Origin of the sequence: Streptosporangium minutum (assembly GCF_002149035.1) — a bacterium.
GTDB classification, from domain to species: domain Bacteria; phylum Actinomycetota; class Actinomycetes; order Streptosporangiales; family Streptosporangiaceae; genus Streptosporangium; species Streptosporangium minutum.
In genome coordinates this window covers 24,874-39,241 of sequence record NZ_NGFP01000056.1, presented here as the reverse complement: position 1 = coordinate 39,241, position 14,368 = coordinate 24,874, and the positions used below count along the sequence as shown (strand labels likewise).

The following is a 14,368-nucleotide window of genomic DNA, read 5'->3' as shown; positions in this document are numbered from 1 at the left end:
GTACTCGGACGCGCCCGTGCCCGGCCGCGTCCGAGTACGGATCACCCCCGGACCGGCCCGGGGGCCGTCCGGCGTAGGCTGGGCTCGTCACCGAAGTAGGAGGCGATCCGAAGTTGCATGCCGTAGGCATCTCGAGGCAGTCAGGCACCCCGGCGGTCCGCACCGCCGTCGTCTGGGACGTCCTGCGGGCCGTGCTGGCCGACAGGGTCTCCGCGACCGGCCGGGCCCGCCTCGACATCGTCGACGCCGGGGGCGGCACGGGCGGCTTCGCCGTGCCGCTGGCCGAGCTCGGGCATGCCGTCACGGTCGTCGACCCCAGCCCCGACTCGCTGGCCGCGCTCGAGCGCCGTGCCGCGGAGGCGGGGGTGGGCGTGCGCGCGCTGCAGGGCGACGCCGCCGACCTGGGCGAGCTGCTCCCCACCGACGGCGCCGACCTGGTGCTCTGCCACAGCGTGCTGGAGTACGTGGAGGATCCGGTCAGCGCGCTGACGGCCATGGCCGGTCTGCTGCGCGAGGGCGGCGCGATCAGCGTGCTGGCCGCCAACCCGCTCGCCGCCGCGCTGCACCGCTCGGTCGCCGGCCGCTTCGACGAGGCCCGCCAGGTCCTGGAGGACCCGGAGGGCCGCTGGGGCGAGCGCGACCCCACGCCGCGGCGCTTCACCCGGGAGGCGCTGTCGCAGCTCCTCGCCGCGACCGGCTTCGTCCCCGGCGAGGTCCACGGCGTGCGCGTCTTCGCCGATCTGGTGCCCAGCCGGTTGCTCGACGGCGAGCCGGGCGCCGCGCGTGCCCTGGTCGCCCTGGAGCAGGCGGCGGCCGCCCACCCGGTGCTCCGGGACATCGCCACCCAGTTGCACGTCCTCGGCCGCCGGTGAGGCTTGCGTCGAACATGCGTTCCCCTAGGATGGCCCCGTGTCGAGGAAACAGCAGATGCCGCGTCCGGGGTCGGACCTGGGCGCCGACGACACCGGCTGCACGATCCTGCACGTCGACATGGACGCCTTCTACGCCAGCGTCGAGCTGCGCGAGCGCCCGGAGCTCAAGGGCATGCCCGTCGTCATCGGCGCGCCCGGCGCGCGTGGCGTGGTCCTCAGCGCCACCTACGAGGCCAGGAGATTCGGGGTGCACTCGGCCATGCCCATGACGCGGGCCCGCCGGCTCTGCCCCCAGGCCGTGATCATCCCGCCGAGCCGCGGGAAGTACGCCGAGGTCTCCCGGGGGGTCATGGAGATCTTCCACACCTTCACCCCCGAGGTGGAGCCGATCGCCTCCGACGAGGCGTTCCTCGACGTCGGCGGGGCGCGCAAGCGCCTCGGCCCGCCGGCCGCGATCGCCGCGATGATCCGCGAGCAGGTCGTGAGCGAGCACGGGATCACCTGCTCCGTCGGGGTGGCCAACAGTAAATTCGTGGCCAAACTCGCCTCGCAGCACTGCAAGCCAGACGGCCTTCTGGTGGTCCCGGCTGACAGGGTGGTGGATTTCCTCCATCCGCTCCCGGTAGGGGCTCTGTGGGGCGTAGGGGAGCGTACGGAGCAGTCCCTGGTGCGGTTGGGCATCAGGACCGTCGGCGATCTCGCCGGGGTCCCGGTCGCCACCCTGCAGCGCCAGCTCGGCCAGGCCGCCGGCGCCCATCTGGCCGCGCTCGCCTGGGGCCGCGACGAGCGCCCGGTCACCCCGAACGCACCCGACAAGAGCATCGGGGCCGAGGAGACGTTCGTCACAGACGTCGCCGACCCGGTGAAGATCCGCAGAGAGCTGCTCCGCCTCTCCGAGCGGGTCGCCGCCAGGCTCAGGGAGGGCGGCCATGTCGGCCGCACCGTCAGCGTCAAGCTCCGCCGCGCCGACTTCAGCACGATCTCCCGCTCCCGGACCCTCCGGGAGCCCACCGACGTCGCCCAGACGCTCTACACGACCGCCTGCGACCTCTACGCCGCCGCCGGCCTGGACAGGGACCGGCTCCGCCTGGTCGGGGTGCGGGTGGAGAACCTCAGCCCGGCCGGCGAGGCGACCAGGCAGCTCGGCCTCGGAGAGCGGGAGACGGGCTGGCGGGAGGCCGAACAGGCGATGGACAGGGCGGCCCGGAGATTCGGCCGGGATGTGGTGCTCCCGGCGTCGCTTGTCCGTCCGCCGTTTGATGGAATGGCTCCATGACGTCACCTCCGGTTTGGACTACGTTGGACGTTTTCTTTCGTCTACGTCTACAGCCTCGTATTCTGGGGATAACCGACCGCGAGGTTCGGACACCCCGTGTCGTCCGTCACCGTCTTCCCCGTCCTGGGGCTGTCCTTGGGAGGCGCCGTGCCGCTCTCTGATCACGAGCAGCGCTTGCTCGACCAGATCGAGCAGGCCCTCTACGCTGAGGACCCGAAGTGGGCCAATACCGTAAGGATCAGTGATCCACGCAGCCACTACAAGCGTCGCCTGGTGAAGGCCTCCATCGGCTTCGTCCTGGGCATCGTCCTGTTGATGGTCGGCGTCGTGATCAACAACATCCCGCTCGGCGTCGGCGGTTTCGTGGTCATGCTCGCCGCGTGTTTGTGGGGTCTGTCAAGCTGGAAGCGGATGAACGGGTTCGGTGAGGCCGGCCCGGCCGCGCGGCCCGGACAGCCGGGCAAGGCCGGGCGCCGTGGCGGCTCCCGGCAGAGCTTCATGGAACGGATGGAAGAGCGCTGGCGCCGTCGTCACGACGAGCACTAGGGCTCTGTCCGCGGACCCCGCCGCGGTGAGGCGTCCTCCGGGCGACCGCGGCGAGTGGGCCGCTCCCCCCGACGGCTGTGGGCCGCCCCCCTGAGGAGGCGGCCCACGTGAACTGTCAGATCTGTCCTCCGGCGCGTCCGGTGTTCAGACGTCCCTCCGCGCCGGACGGCGGAGCCGGAGGTTCTCCAGCCGGTCGAAGCCGTCCAGCATCCGCGTCCCCAGCCGTCGCGCCCGCAGGAGCGTCGAAGGCGGCAGCAGCGTCGCGCGGATCCGCCTGCCCCGTGTCACGGCGGCCGCCAGAGCCCGCCGTACCCGGCGGGTATCTCCGGGCAGTGAGCCGAGGTCACCGGAAGTCCGGGCGAAGAGCATCCGCTCCACCGCCGTGGCGATCCTGGCCATCGCGGCCGCGGCCTCCGCGTCGAACGCGTACTGCTCGGTGAGCCGCCGGGCCAGAGCCCGGGGGCTCTCGCTCGGCTGCCGGGACATGCCGTAGTCGCACAACGCGTCGTCGAGCTCCGCCCAGGCCGCGGCCACCGCGGACTCCCGCCGTCCGGTCCTGACCGTCACGAGCCCGGTGGGTTCCGGGGTGACCGCCTCCTCGTGCGGGAGCGGGGCCGGCTCCTCCGCCGCGCGGGAGTAGGACCTCCGCCGGCGGGCGCGCAGCTCCCAGCGGAGCAGCCCGGGGATCAGCGCGATCAGCAGCACGACCACGACCCCGACGCCGATCTGCAGCGCGACCGGTACGCCCTCGTCCACCGCGACCGGCGCCCCGCCGAAGTCGCGGTCGGGCATCAGGTCACGGCGGTTGCCGGCCGACTGGTTGGGGAGGTCCGCGTCGGTGGGGTTCGAGGTCGGGGTCGCCGCCGGCTCGTCGCCGCCGGTCGTCGTGAGCTCCGGCCGGGTGTAGATCGGCACCGTCGCGCTGCCCTGCCCCGCGCCGCCGGTCGGGGTGGGCTCGAAGCGGAGCCATCCCGCGCCCTCGAAGTAGAGCTCGGGCCAGGCGTGCGAGTCGTGCGTGCGCACCTGCCACGCGCCGGAGGCGTTGCTGCCGCCGGTGTAGCCGATGGCGACCCGGGCGGGGATGCCCAGGACCCGCGCCAGCACCGCCATCGAGGCGGCGAACTGCTCGCAGTACCCGGTCCGGGCGCGGAGCAGGAACTCCGTCAGCGCGGGCCCGTTGTGTCCCTGGGTGGCCAGGCTGTAGGTGAACCCGCCCTCCTTGGTGAAGAACTCCTGGAGCTGGATCGCCTGCTCGTAGCGGCTGGAGCCCCGCTCCGTCACCTGCCTGGCCAGGTCCCTGATCTCCGGGGGCAGGTTCTCCGGCAGCTGCAGATACCGCTCGTTGATCTCCGGGGGAGCCGGCGGCGCCGCCTTGAGCGTCTCCGCCGTGGGCTTGGGCTCCCTCGTGACGACCTCGTAGGCCAGCCCTACGGCGCTGTCCTGGGTGGAGAACACCATGAGGGTGTCCCGGTCGGGCCGCCAGTCTCCCTCGATGCGGATCCGGCTGGCGGGGTAGGGCAGCGGCAGGAACTCCAGCGGATCCCTGATCCGATCGCTCACCTGGATCTTCGTGGTCGCCTCGGTGACGGGCAGGCTCATGTCCTGGCCCGGGGCGGGCGGCATCGGCCCCTCGGAGAGCCGGTCCTCGGAGCGGCCCTGCGCCGTCATCGTCCACTGCTCGCCGTCGAAGATGTCCAGCGAGTACAGCCGCAGGTAGCGCGGGAAGCTGTCGCTGCCGGTGTAGGTCAGGACGGTGGAGTTGGTCGGCAGCGAGAGCTGGCCCCGCAGGTTGACTATCGGGTTCGGGATGCTGATCGAGTTGCCGCCCTTGCCCTTGCCGTTGCCCACGCCGAAACCGAACAGCGGGTTCGGCTCCAGGGTGGGCAGCAGCGCGGGCAGCAGGATGGCCAGCACGATCGCGGTGAATCCGATGCGCTTGCCCGACAGCCGCAGGGTCCCGGCGTCGGAGGCGGGCTTCGGGGCCACGAAGGACGGGGCCCGGCGCACCAGCACCGCCCTGCCCCAGTGGGTGATCCGCTCCCGTCCGTCGGCGGCCAGCAGCCCCAGGTAGCCCAGGGCGGCGATGACGAACATCGGCCCGGCGATCGGCTCGGAGGCCACCGCGGCCGGCACGGTGAACAGCGCCAGCAGCGGCAGCCCGGTGAGCGCGGCCCGGTGCAGCCGGGAGGCCAGCAGATCGACGAGGATCGCGATCAGGCCGACGCCGCCACAGGTCAGCAGGGTGATGCCGGCGCTGGACGGGACGGGGGCGGCGAATCGCTGGATGTCGGCGAAGCCGGTGCCCAGCAGCTTCGCCAGCCCGAGGACCGACTCCTTGGTGGGCACGAGGCCGATCCACGCCTTGTCGCCGGTGAACACCGCCGTCAGATAGATCCACACCGCGACGAGCTGGGCCGGCGGCACCAGCCAGTCCGGCAGGGTGTAGCGGCTGCCCAGCACGCCGATCCCGGTGACGACCAGGATGACCCCCAGGCACGTCCAGAACCAGGCGCCGCCCTCGAACAGGGGATAGAGCGCGATCGCGACCGCTCCCGTAGCCGCTCCCGACGCCAGGGGAAGTCTCATCAGCCGTCCCTAGTGAGTGTGAATCGCCCGCGCTGCGCGGCCTCCGGCCATACGCTCGCGATCGAGGCGCCCGCGGGCAGCCGCACGACGCGCCAGCCCGTCCCGGTGAGAATCGCCTGCGCGGCCTGGTAGTCCTCGTTCTGGCCGAGTTCGGGCCGCTCCCAGCCCGCCACGTCCAGCATCACGGCCACGCCGGTCACGTTGCCGTGCCTCAGCCGGGCCAGCGCCCGGGCCTGCTCCACGTCGACCCCGCCGAGCACCGCCACGATCAGGCCGTCGCCGCCGCCCTGGCGCAGCGCGCTTATGCCGTACTCCAGCGAGCGCGAGGAGCTCGTCCGGGTCACGGCGAGGGTGTCCAGCAGCGACCAGCTCAGCCCGGTGTCGGTGAGGTGCTCGGCGCCCTGGTCGGTGACCAGGCGCAGGCCGAGTCCCTCGCGGGCCAGGTGCACGCCGATGGAGGCCGCGGCCGAGACCGCCACCTCGAACGACGAGCGAGGCCCCTCACCCCGGTGCGCGTACCGGCGGGTGTCCAGCAGTAGGGCGCCCCGGCTCTGCCACTGCTGCTCCTCACGCCGCACCATCAGCTCGCCGTACCTGGCGGTCGAGCGCCAGTGCACCCGCCGCAGGTCGTCGCCCTGCCGGTACTCGCGCGGGGCGATGTCGTCGTCGCCGGCGGCCGCGACGCTCCTGGTACGGCTGTCGCCCCCGCCCGTCCACTCGCCGGAGAGGCGGACGTGCGGCAGCGCCACGACCTGTGGCGTCACCACGAGCGTGTCGCTGATGCTGAACGACCTGGTCAGCTCGACCAGGCCGAACGGGTCGCTGATCCGGATGGTGAGCGGGCCGATGCCGAAGCGGCCGCGCAGGTCGGACCGGACGCGGTAGTCGATCTCCCGGACGCCGTGTGACTCCACCCGGTCCAGGATGAACCTGGGCCGTGCCCCCAGCGCGTAGGGGACGGTGTCCTCGATCATCAGCAGGCCGGTCGGCAGCCGGGTGACGTTCTCCAGCCGCAGCGTCACGGTGGCCTCGCTGCCCACCTCGGCCCTGGGCGGGTCCAGGCGGCGCGCGCAGCTCAGCCGGTAGCGGGTGCGGGCCACCACCATCGCCGCCAGCAGCGGCAGGGAGACGATCAGCACGCCGATCCTGAGCAGATCGTGCTCCCCGAGGATGAAGGCGCACAGCAGCGCCGCGGCGCCGGATGCGAGGAACGACCGGCCGCGGGCGGTGAGCGCCTTGAGGCCTGACGTCACTTGGCCTGTGCCTCGGGCACGGGAACCCGGCGGACCAGGTCGGCCATCACCTGCTCGGGCATGCGGCGCTGGCCCTGGGCCTCGACGCTGGGCAGCAGCCGGTGGGCGAGGACGGGCAGGCACAGATCCTGCAGGTCGTCGGGGATGACGTAGTCGCGTCCGGCGAGCGCGGCGTGCGCCCGGGCCGCCCGGACCAGCTGCAGGGTCGAGCGCGGGGAGGCGCCGAGCCGCAGTTCGGGGGTCTGGCGGGTGGCGGTCACCAGGTCGATGGCGTACTTCTTGATCGATTGTGAGACGTAGACCGCGCGCACCGCCTCGATCAGTGCCTGGACCTCGGCGGTGGTCGCCACCGGTTCGAGCTTGTCCAGCGGGGAGGCGGCGCCGTGCACGTCGAGCATCTCCAGCTCGGCCGAGGGCTCGGGGTAGCCCATGGCGATCCGGGCGGTGAAGCGGTCGCGCTGGGCCTCGGGGAGGGGATAGGTGCCCTCCATCTCGATGGGGTTCTGGGTGGCGATCACCATGAACGGGGAGTCCAGCCGGTAGGTCGTGCCGTCGACGGTCACCTGGTGCTCTTCCATGCACTCCAGCAGCGCCGACTGGGTCTTGGGCGAGGCCCGGTTGATCTCGTCGCCCACCACGATGTTGGCGAACACCGGTCCGGGTTTGAACTCGAACTCCCTCGTCTGCTGGTTGTAGGCGCTCACCCCGGTGATGTCGCTGGGCAGCAGGTCGGGGGTGAACTGGATCCGGCGGACCGGGCAGTCGATGGATCGTGCCAGCGCCTTGGCGAGCATGGTCTTGCCGACTCCGGGCACATCCTCGATGAGGAGATGGCCCTCGGCGAGCAGGACGGTCAAGGTCAGGCGGATGACGTCGCCCTTGCCTTCGATCACCGACTCGATCGCCTGGCGGATCCGGTGCGCCGTGACGACCAGATCATCGAGCCGAGGTGAGACGTCATGGGTTACTGCCACCAGGCCTCCATGAAGGTGCGGCGGTTTCGCGCCGGGGGGTTGTATTTTCGGGACCTTTACGGCCCCTTTTCCATTGTGAGTACCGACACTACGACGCCGCAGGTTCCTGGGCGACTCTATGTGGGCATTAAGGCTGATTCCGGGTGAACAGCCATAGTGTGGGCGCTGATCATGCCGTTCAGGTGCGGTAGGTGTGCCGATCTCGTGACAAGTCCGCGGAGCGCTCCACTTTCCCCCCTCCGTCGCCGCCGATCCGTCGATTTCGTAATCGCCCGGCCAACTGCCCCGTTGTCGACACGCCCGCGCCCTGTGTGGGACGCTCTCCCCCCCTCCACTCCGCTCCACCCTCATTGACCTGGGAAAACGTCGCCGAAACGGGCGGTGAAGAGGTGTGGAATCAGTTGACGGTGGAGAGAAGTGGAGTATGGTGGTGCGCAGTGGAGAGCAGGGGCCACAGCGCCACGCGCTCCGCTAGGCACGGGAGGTGGGGCCGATGTTCCTCGGCACTCATCACCCGCGTCTCGATGACAAGGGACGGCTGTTCCTGCCGGCGAAGTACCGTGAGGAGCTGGCGGAGGGTCTGGTGATCACCAAAGGCCAGGAGCGCTGCCTCTACGTTTTTCCCGTAGAGGAGTTCCAGCGCATTACCGAGGCTCTGCGCACCGCGCCGGTGACCGCCAAGGCGGTCCGCGACTACAGCCGTGTCTTCTTCGCCAGCGCATCTGACGAGGTCGCCGACAAACAAGGCCGGGTCACCATCCCGCAGGCTCTGCGCGAATACGCCAGCCTGCGCCGTGACTGCACGGTCATCGGGGCCAACACACGGCTGGAGATCTGGGACGCTCACGCCTGGGACACCTATCTGGCCGACCAAGAGCAGGCTTTTGCCGATCTGTCGGAGGAGGTGCTGCCAGGGATTCTGTGACTCCACGGTCGACTCATCGGTGAAAACGTCGTTCGGCGAGGTCTCCACCCGCAACCACGACGCACGTCAGCTGATGCACCTTCCCCGGTGTCAGGTGACAGGCGGACATACGGGTGCGGATGGGGACCTGGCCGGACGGCCCGGGGGTGGGGGCCAGTAAAGACACCGATGAACGTCCGCCGCGCATCCGTGAGCGAGGCGGCGAGAGGGGGGTTGCGCTTCATGCGCGCCGAAAACGATATGCGTGATCTGCATGCTCCGGGCGGCCATGTGCCCGTGATGCTCGAACGTGTGCTCGAGCTCCTGGCTCCCGCGCTCGCGGGCCCCGCCCCCGTCGTCGTCGACGCCAATCTCGGCCTCGGCGGCCACGCCGAGGCGCTGCTGGCCGCCCACCCCTCGCTGCACCTGATCGGGATCGACCGCGATCCCACCGCGATCGAGCGCTCCACGGCCCGGCTGGCGCCGTACGCGGAGCGGACCACGCTGGTCCGCGCGGTCTCCGACGAGCTGACCGAGGTGCTGGCGGAGGCCGGCCGTCCCCGTGTCGACGCCGTCCTGTTCGACCTGGGGGTCTCCTCGCCCCAGCTGGACGAGGCCGAGCGCGGTTTCGCCTATTCCTACGACGCGCCCCTGGACATGCGGATGGACCGTGACCAGGAGCTCACGGCCGAGGTCGTCGTCAACACCTACTCGGCCGCCGAACTCATCCGGATTCTCCGGGATTACGGCGAAGAGCGATTCGCCCCGCGTGTCGCACGCCTAATCATCAAGGAACGGGGCAACGAGGCCATAACGTCTACCAAGCGGCTGGCGGAGATTGTCCGAACGGCAATTCCGGCTGCTACCCGACGTACCGGGGGAAACCCCGCAAAAAGGACTTTTCAGGCGCTGCGGATCGAGGTGAACGCGGAGTTGACAGCACTGGAACGCGCGCTCCCCGCCGCGCTGGACGCACTGACGCTCGGCGGGCGCGTGGTCGTGCTCGCCTACCACTCCCTTGAGGACCGGCTGACCAAGCAGGTCCTCGCGGCGCGAACCAGGGAGACCGGCCCCCCGGGGCTGCCCGTCCCGTTGCCGGCTCACCAGCCGCGGTTCGCCCTTCTGACCAGGGGAGCCGAGCTTCCGAGCGAAGAGGAGGTGGCCCGCAACCCGCGGGCGGCCTCAGCCCGGTGTCGGGCTGCAGAGAGGATCCGTGAGGCAGTTGACAAGGAGTGAGTCGGTCGTCCGCACCGCGCCGAGCCGCGGCGGGCGTCCTGTCCGCGCGCCCCGCGCGACGCCGCAGGTGCGCAGGACCAAGCCGGTCAGGACCGCGCCCGTCGCCGATCCCGCAGCCGCGTCCGCGGCGCCCGCGGCCCGGCCGGGACGCGCGCCGCGTGCTCCCTTCATGCTGCTCGTGATCGGCCTGCTCTGCGGTGGCCTGGTCAGCCTGCTGCTGCTGAACACCGTCCTCGCCCAGGACTCCTACAAGGTCAACGAGCTCCGTAGCGCCAACGACCAGCTCCGCCAGAAGAAGGAGGAGCTGAAGAACGCGAACATGCGCCTGGAGATGCCCGGCGCGCTCTCCGACAGCTCCGCCAAGCAGGGGCAGGGACCCGACTGGGACGAGGCCAACGTCATCACCCCTGACCGCTCCGCCGACAGCCGGGCCGCGAGCGACGGCCAGATGCCCGCCGGGCAGGAGCGAGTGCCGGGCACGGGCCGGTGAAGGAGACGGGCGGCCGGGGCCCCGGCCCCGGCCGTGGTGGTTCCGGTGGCGGACCCGCCGGAGGCTCCGGCCGCCGGGCTCCGGGAGGGCCCGGCCGTACCGGCAGACCGGGCGGTCCGGATGTGACGGGCAGGCCGGGCTCCTCCGGCAGGCCAGCCCGGCCGGAGGGCCCGGGCGGGCCCGAACGGGCCGACGGCCCCGGTAGGCCCGCCTCTCCCGGCAGGCCGGGCGGTTCCGAAGGGCAGGGCAGAGCCGGCGCTCCGGGCACGGGCAAGGCGCGCCCGGACGGCGGTCCGCAGGGCGCGGGCAAGGCGCGCCCGGACGGCGTCGGCGGTCCGCAGGGTGGCGGCAAGGCGCGCTCGAACGGGTCCGGCAGGCCGGGCGGTCCACCGGGCGCGGGCAAGACGCGTTCCGACGGGTCCGGCAGGCCAGGCGGCCCGCAGGGCGCCGGCAAGGCGCGTTCCGACGGGCCGGGCAGGCCTGCCTCCCCGGGCGCGGGCAAGGGGCGTCCTGACGGCGCCAACGGCCCACAGGGCGCGGGCAAGGGGCGTCCCGACGGCGCCGGCGGTCCACAGGGCACCGGCAGGGCGCGTCCCGCGGGGCAGGGTGGTCCGGCGGGCACGGGCAAGGCGCGCCCGGACGGGCCCGGCAGGCCCAGCGGCCCCCCCGGAGCGGGCAGGCCCGGCAGGTCCGCGCGCCCCGAGGGAGCCGGCAGGTCGGGCAGGCCGCCGGGACCGGAGACGTCGCGCAGGCCGCGCAGCTCCCCGCGCCCGGAGGCGCCGCAGACCTCTCCGGGACGGATCCGCCCCGTCGCGGGGCGAGGGGAGGGGCAGACGGCCGGTTCCGGCCGCATGCCGGGCCGGGGCGGCAGGCCGCCCCGCCCGCCGGTGCGCCCGCCCGCCGTACTGCGCCTGGGCAACCCCGGCAGGCGGATCAACGTCGGCCTCATCGCGATGACCTTCGTGCTGTCCATCTTCGCCGGGCGGCTGGTGCAGCTCCAGGGCCTGGACTCCAAGGTGTACATGGCGGAGGCGGCCGAGCAGCGGGTGCGGGGCGAGAAGCTGCCCGCGCGGCGCGGCTCGATCACCGACGTCAACGGGCACGAGCTCGCGCTGACCCTGGAGGCGCGCGAGATCTTCGTCGACCCGTCGGAGGTCGCGCCGGCCGACCGCGACCGGGTGGCCACGGCCCTGGCCGCGGAGCTGAACCTGCCCAAGGAGCAGATCGCGGCCAAGCTCGGCAACGCCGCCAGCCGCTACCAGCAGGTGGCCGCCGCCGTCGAGCCGTCCGTCGCCCAGCGGATCATGGAGCACAAGCCCAGGCTCAAGGGCGTCGGCAGCAAGCACCGCTACCGGCGCGACTACCCCGGCGGCGACCTGGCGGGCACCCTGCTGGGGTTCGTCGGCGACGACGGCACGGGCCTGAGCGGGCTGGAGAACACCTACAACAGCCTGCTCGCCGGTCGCGACGGCGAGCAGTTCATCGAGACGGGCCGTGAGGGGCAGCGCATCCCGATGACCCGCAGCACGCTGAAGACGCCCGTGGAGGGCAGGGACGTGCGGCTGACCGTCGAACGCGACATCCAGTGGGCGGCGCAGAAGGCGATCACCGACCAGGTCAAGGCCACCGGCGCCCGCACCGGCAGCGCCATCGTGCTCGACGTGGCGACCGGGCAGGTGGTCGCCATGGCCAACGCGCCCGAGCTCGACCTGAAGAACTGGGAGAAGACCGCCCCCGAGGACTGGGTCAACCGGTCGGTGACGGACGTCTTCGAGCCGGGCAGCACCAACAAGGTCATCACCGCGGCGGCGGCCCTGGAGTCGGGAGCCGTGCGGCCGGAGACCGTGTTCAAGGTCCCCGACAACATCAGGTGCGCCGACCGGGTGCTGCGCGACTCCCATCCGCACCCCGTGGAGCGCCTGACCTTCTCCGGCGTGGTCGCCACCTCCAGCAACGTCGGCACGATCCTCGCCTCGCAGCGGGTCGGCGACGAGAAGCTGCACGCGATGCTGGAGCGCTTCGGGTTCGGCGCCAAGCCCGGCACCGGCCTGCTCGGCGAGGAGGCCGGGCTCCTTCCGGACTGGAAGAAGTGGTCGGGCAGCCAGCGCTGCACGATCGCCTACGGGCAGGGCGTGTCGGTGACCGCCCTGCAGACGGCGAGCGTCTACCAGACCATCGCCAACGGCGGGGTGCGCGTCACCCCGCAGATCGTGGCCGGCACCACCGCCGAGAACGGGGCCTTCGTGCCGTCCCCGGCGGGCAAGCAGACCCGGGTGGTCAGCGAGCGCACGGCCAGGGAGGTCTCCGGGATGCTGGAGGCGGCCGTGAGCGACGAGGGCACCGGCAACCTCGCCGCCATCGACGGCTACCGGGTGGCCGGCAAGACCGGCACCGCGATGCGCTATGACCCCAAGTGCCAGGGATACTGCGGTTACACCTCGACATTTGTTGGTTTCGCCCCGGCGGACAAGCCCCGCCTGGTCGTCCTCGCGGTCATCCAGGACCCGCACAAGGGCTACTACGGCGGGGAGATCGCCGCCCCGGTCTTCAAGAAAGTGATGACGTTCGCGTTGAAGAGCAAGAAGATCCCACCCACCGGCACGACGGCCGCCTCGGTGCGGATACGCGCCGGGGAGTGACAAGGGAAGGTACGCTCTCGCCGTGCGTCCCCCGTCGTCCATGCGACCGTCAACCAGTCCACCCCGTCCGCTCTCGGGGCTGGCGAGCCTGCTCGGCGCGCCCTCAGGCACGTCACGAGCGCCGCTGGCCGCGGTGTCCGGGATCACCATCGATTCGCGCCAGGTCCAGCGCGGAGATCTCTACGTCGCGCTGCCGGGGGCCACGTCCCACGGCGCCGACTTCTCCGCGCAGGCCCTCGCCGCCGGAGCCAGCGCCATCCTGACCGACGAGGAGGGCAGGGCGGCCGCGGTCGCGACCGGCCTGCCGGTCCTCGTCGTGCCGGACCCGCGCCGCGTGCTCGGCCAGGTCTCCGCCTGGGTGTACGGCAGGCCCGCGGCGGACGTGATGGTCATCGGCGTCACCGGCACCAGCGGCAAGTCCACCACCAGCTTCCTGCTGGAGGCCGGGCTGCGGGCCGCCGGGCACAAGGCCGGGCTGATCGGCGGCGTGGAGATCCACGCCGGCGAGCTGCGCTTCACCCCCAAACTGACCACGCCGGAGGCCAGCGACCTGCAGGGCCTGTTCGCCCTCATGCGCGAGCACGGCGTCACGGCCGCCGCGATGGAGGTCTCCAGCCACGCGCTGGCGCTGGGCCGCGTCGACGCGGTGTTCTACGACGTCGCGCTGTTCACCAACCTCTCCCAGGACCACCTGGACTTCCACAAGGACCTCGACGACTACTTCGCGACGAAGGCCCGGCTGTTCACCCCCGAGATGAGCCGTGCCGGCGTGGTCAACATCGACGACGCCCACGGCCGCGAGCTCCTGGGGCTGAGCAAGATCCCGATGACCACCTTCTCCGCCGAGGGCGCCCTCGAAGCCGACTGGCGGGCCGCGGACGTGCGTCTGGGCGCCGACGGCAGCTCCTTCCGCGTGATCGGCCCCGGCGGCGTCGAGGAGGACGCGACGGTGGCCCTGCCCGGCCCGTTCAACGTCGCCAACGCGCTGGGCGCGATCGTCTCCCTCGTGGAGGCGGGAGTGCCGCTGCGCGCCGCGGTGGCGGGCGTCGGCACGCTGGCCGGGGTGCCCGGCCGGATGGAGCGGGTGCCCGGCGGCGAGGACTTCCAGGCCATCGTCGACTACTCGCACAAGCCCGGCGCGGTGGAGTCGGTGCTGCGCTCGCTGCGCGAGGTCACGGCCGGGAGGCTGACCGTGGTGCTGGGCTGCGGCGGCGACCGCGACCGGGGCAAGCGCCCGATGATGGGGGAGGCCGCCGCCCGGCTGGCGGATGTGGCCATTCTCACCAGTGACAACCCTCGCTCGGAGGATCCGCTGCGGATTCTCGCCGAGATGATGAATGGAGTCCTCGGCGTGTCTCAGGATGAGCGCGCACATGTGATCATTGAGCCGGACCGTGCCGCGGCCATCGACCTGGCGATCAGCCGGGCGGGCTTCGGCGACGTCGTCGTCGTGGCCGGCAAGGGTCACGAGCAGGGCCAGTATGTCGGGGACGAGGTCCTCCCGTTCGACGACAGGCAAATGGTGGCCGACGCGATCGTCAGAAGGCGGAACCGGACCGGGCGCCGAAGCACGTATGGAGAGTAGGTAAGAC

At 72.0% G+C, this 14,368-nt stretch carries 11 protein-coding genes; 8 read left to right on the top strand and 3 right to left on the bottom strand.

What is annotated here, in order from left to right; all coding sequences use genetic code 11:
* Nucleotides 1-113: 113 nt before the first annotated feature.
* The 3 genes from CA984_RS14755 (at nucleotide 114) to CA984_RS14745 (ending at nucleotide 2,694) form a co-directional block, all read left to right on the top strand.
* The gene (locus CA984_RS14755; protein ID WP_086572298.1) at nucleotides 114-872 is read left to right on the top strand and encodes a methyltransferase domain-containing protein; all 759 of its coding nucleotides are present in this window, start codon (nucleotides 114-116) and stop codon (nucleotides 870-872) included.
* Between the two features lie 55 nt (nucleotides 873-927).
* Nucleotides 928-2,148 (top strand): DNA polymerase IV, encoded by a 1,221-nt coding sequence (gene dinB / locus CA984_RS14750; RefSeq protein WP_086572296.1) that lies wholly within the window; start codon nucleotides 928-930, stop codon nucleotides 2,146-2,148.
* Between the two features lie 147 nt (nucleotides 2,149-2,295).
* Nucleotides 2,296-2,694: a DUF3040 domain-containing protein gene (locus CA984_RS14745; RefSeq protein ID WP_031160111.1), complete on the top strand. Its 399-nt coding sequence runs from the start codon at nucleotides 2,296-2,298 to the stop codon at nucleotides 2,692-2,694.
* Between the two features lie 144 nt (nucleotides 2,695-2,838).
* Here the strand turns inward: CA984_RS14745 and CA984_RS14740 are convergent, their stop codons facing one another.
* From CA984_RS14740 to CA984_RS14730, 3 genes are read right to left on the bottom strand one after another with little or no spacing between them, the layout of a single operon-like run.
* The gene (locus tag CA984_RS14740) at nucleotides 2,839-5,280 is read right to left on the bottom strand and encodes a transglutaminase TgpA family protein (RefSeq protein WP_086572293.1); all 2,442 of its coding nucleotides are present in this window, start codon (nucleotides 5,278-5,280) and stop codon (nucleotides 2,839-2,841) included.
* Nucleotides 5,280-6,533 carry a DUF58 domain-containing protein gene (locus CA984_RS14735; RefSeq protein WP_086572291.1) on the bottom strand — a complete coding sequence of 418 codons (1,254 nt, stop codon included), beginning with the start codon at nucleotides 6,531-6,533 and terminating at the stop codon, nucleotides 5,280-5,282. Before CA984_RS14735 ends, CA984_RS14740 begins: the two co-directional genes overlap by 1 nt.
* A complete protein-coding gene (locus CA984_RS14730) occupies nucleotides 6,530-7,507 on the bottom strand; it encodes an AAA family ATPase (RefSeq protein ID WP_086572289.1) in 978 nt (325 codons plus the stop codon). The genes CA984_RS14735 and CA984_RS14730 overlap by 4 nt, the downstream gene beginning before the upstream one ends.
* 493 nt (nucleotides 7,508-8,000) lie before the next feature.
* On the opposite strand from CA984_RS14730, the gene mraZ reads away from it, so the two are divergent.
* The 5 genes from mraZ to CA984_RS14705 all read left to right on the top strand — a co-directional run bounded on the left by mraZ (nucleotide 8,001) and on the right by CA984_RS14705 (nucleotide 14,361).
* Nucleotides 8,001-8,432, top strand: a complete 432-nt coding sequence (mraZ, locus tag CA984_RS14725; RefSeq protein ID WP_012889563.1) for a division/cell wall cluster transcriptional repressor MraZ — start codon at nucleotides 8,001-8,003, stop codon at nucleotides 8,430-8,432.
* Between the two features lie 222 nt (nucleotides 8,433-8,654).
* Nucleotides 8,655-9,647, top strand: a complete 993-nt coding sequence (gene rsmH / locus CA984_RS14720; protein WP_051864367.1) for a 16S rRNA (cytosine(1402)-N(4))-methyltransferase RsmH — start codon at nucleotides 8,655-8,657, stop codon at nucleotides 9,645-9,647.
* Entirely contained in the window at nucleotides 9,625-10,137 is a 513-nt protein-coding gene (gene ftsL / locus CA984_RS14715) for a cell division protein FtsL (RefSeq protein WP_133061659.1), read from the top strand. The genes rsmH and ftsL overlap by 23 nt, the downstream gene beginning before the upstream one ends.
* Nucleotides 10,138-10,988: 851 nt before the next feature.
* Nucleotides 10,989-12,776 (top strand): peptidoglycan D,D-transpeptidase FtsI family protein, encoded by a 1,788-nt coding sequence (locus CA984_RS14710; RefSeq protein WP_479725531.1) that lies wholly within the window; start codon nucleotides 10,989-10,991, stop codon nucleotides 12,774-12,776.
* Nucleotides 12,777-12,816: 40 nt separating this feature from the next.
* Nucleotides 12,817-14,361 (top strand): UDP-N-acetylmuramoyl-L-alanyl-D-glutamate--2,6-diaminopimelate ligase, encoded by a 1,545-nt coding sequence (locus CA984_RS14705; protein ID WP_086572284.1) that lies wholly within the window; start codon nucleotides 12,817-12,819, stop codon nucleotides 14,359-14,361.
* The last annotated feature ends 7 nt before the right edge of the window (nucleotides 14,362-14,368 follow it).

Coding starts and splice junctions, on each gene's coding strand:
- CA984_RS14740 (WP_086572293.1), bottom strand. CDS start 5,280: ATGAGACTTCCCCTGGCGTCGGGAGCGGCTACGGGAGCGGTCGCGATC.
- mraZ (WP_012889563.1), top strand. CDS start 8,001: ATGTTCCTCGGCACTCATCACCCGCGTCTCGATGACAAGGGACGGCTG.
- CA984_RS14710 (WP_479725531.1), top strand. CDS start 10,989: ATGCCGGGCCGGGGCGGCAGGCCGCCCCGCCCGCCGGTGCGCCCGCCC.
- CA984_RS14705 (WP_086572284.1), top strand. CDS start 12,817: ATGCGACCGTCAACCAGTCCACCCCGTCCGCTCTCGGGGCTGGCGAGC.
- rsmH (WP_051864367.1), top strand. CDS start 8,655: ATGCGCGCCGAAAACGATATGCGTGATCTGCATGCTCCGGGCGGCCAT.
- dinB (WP_086572296.1), top strand. CDS start 928: ATGCCGCGTCCGGGGTCGGACCTGGGCGCCGACGACACCGGCTGCACG.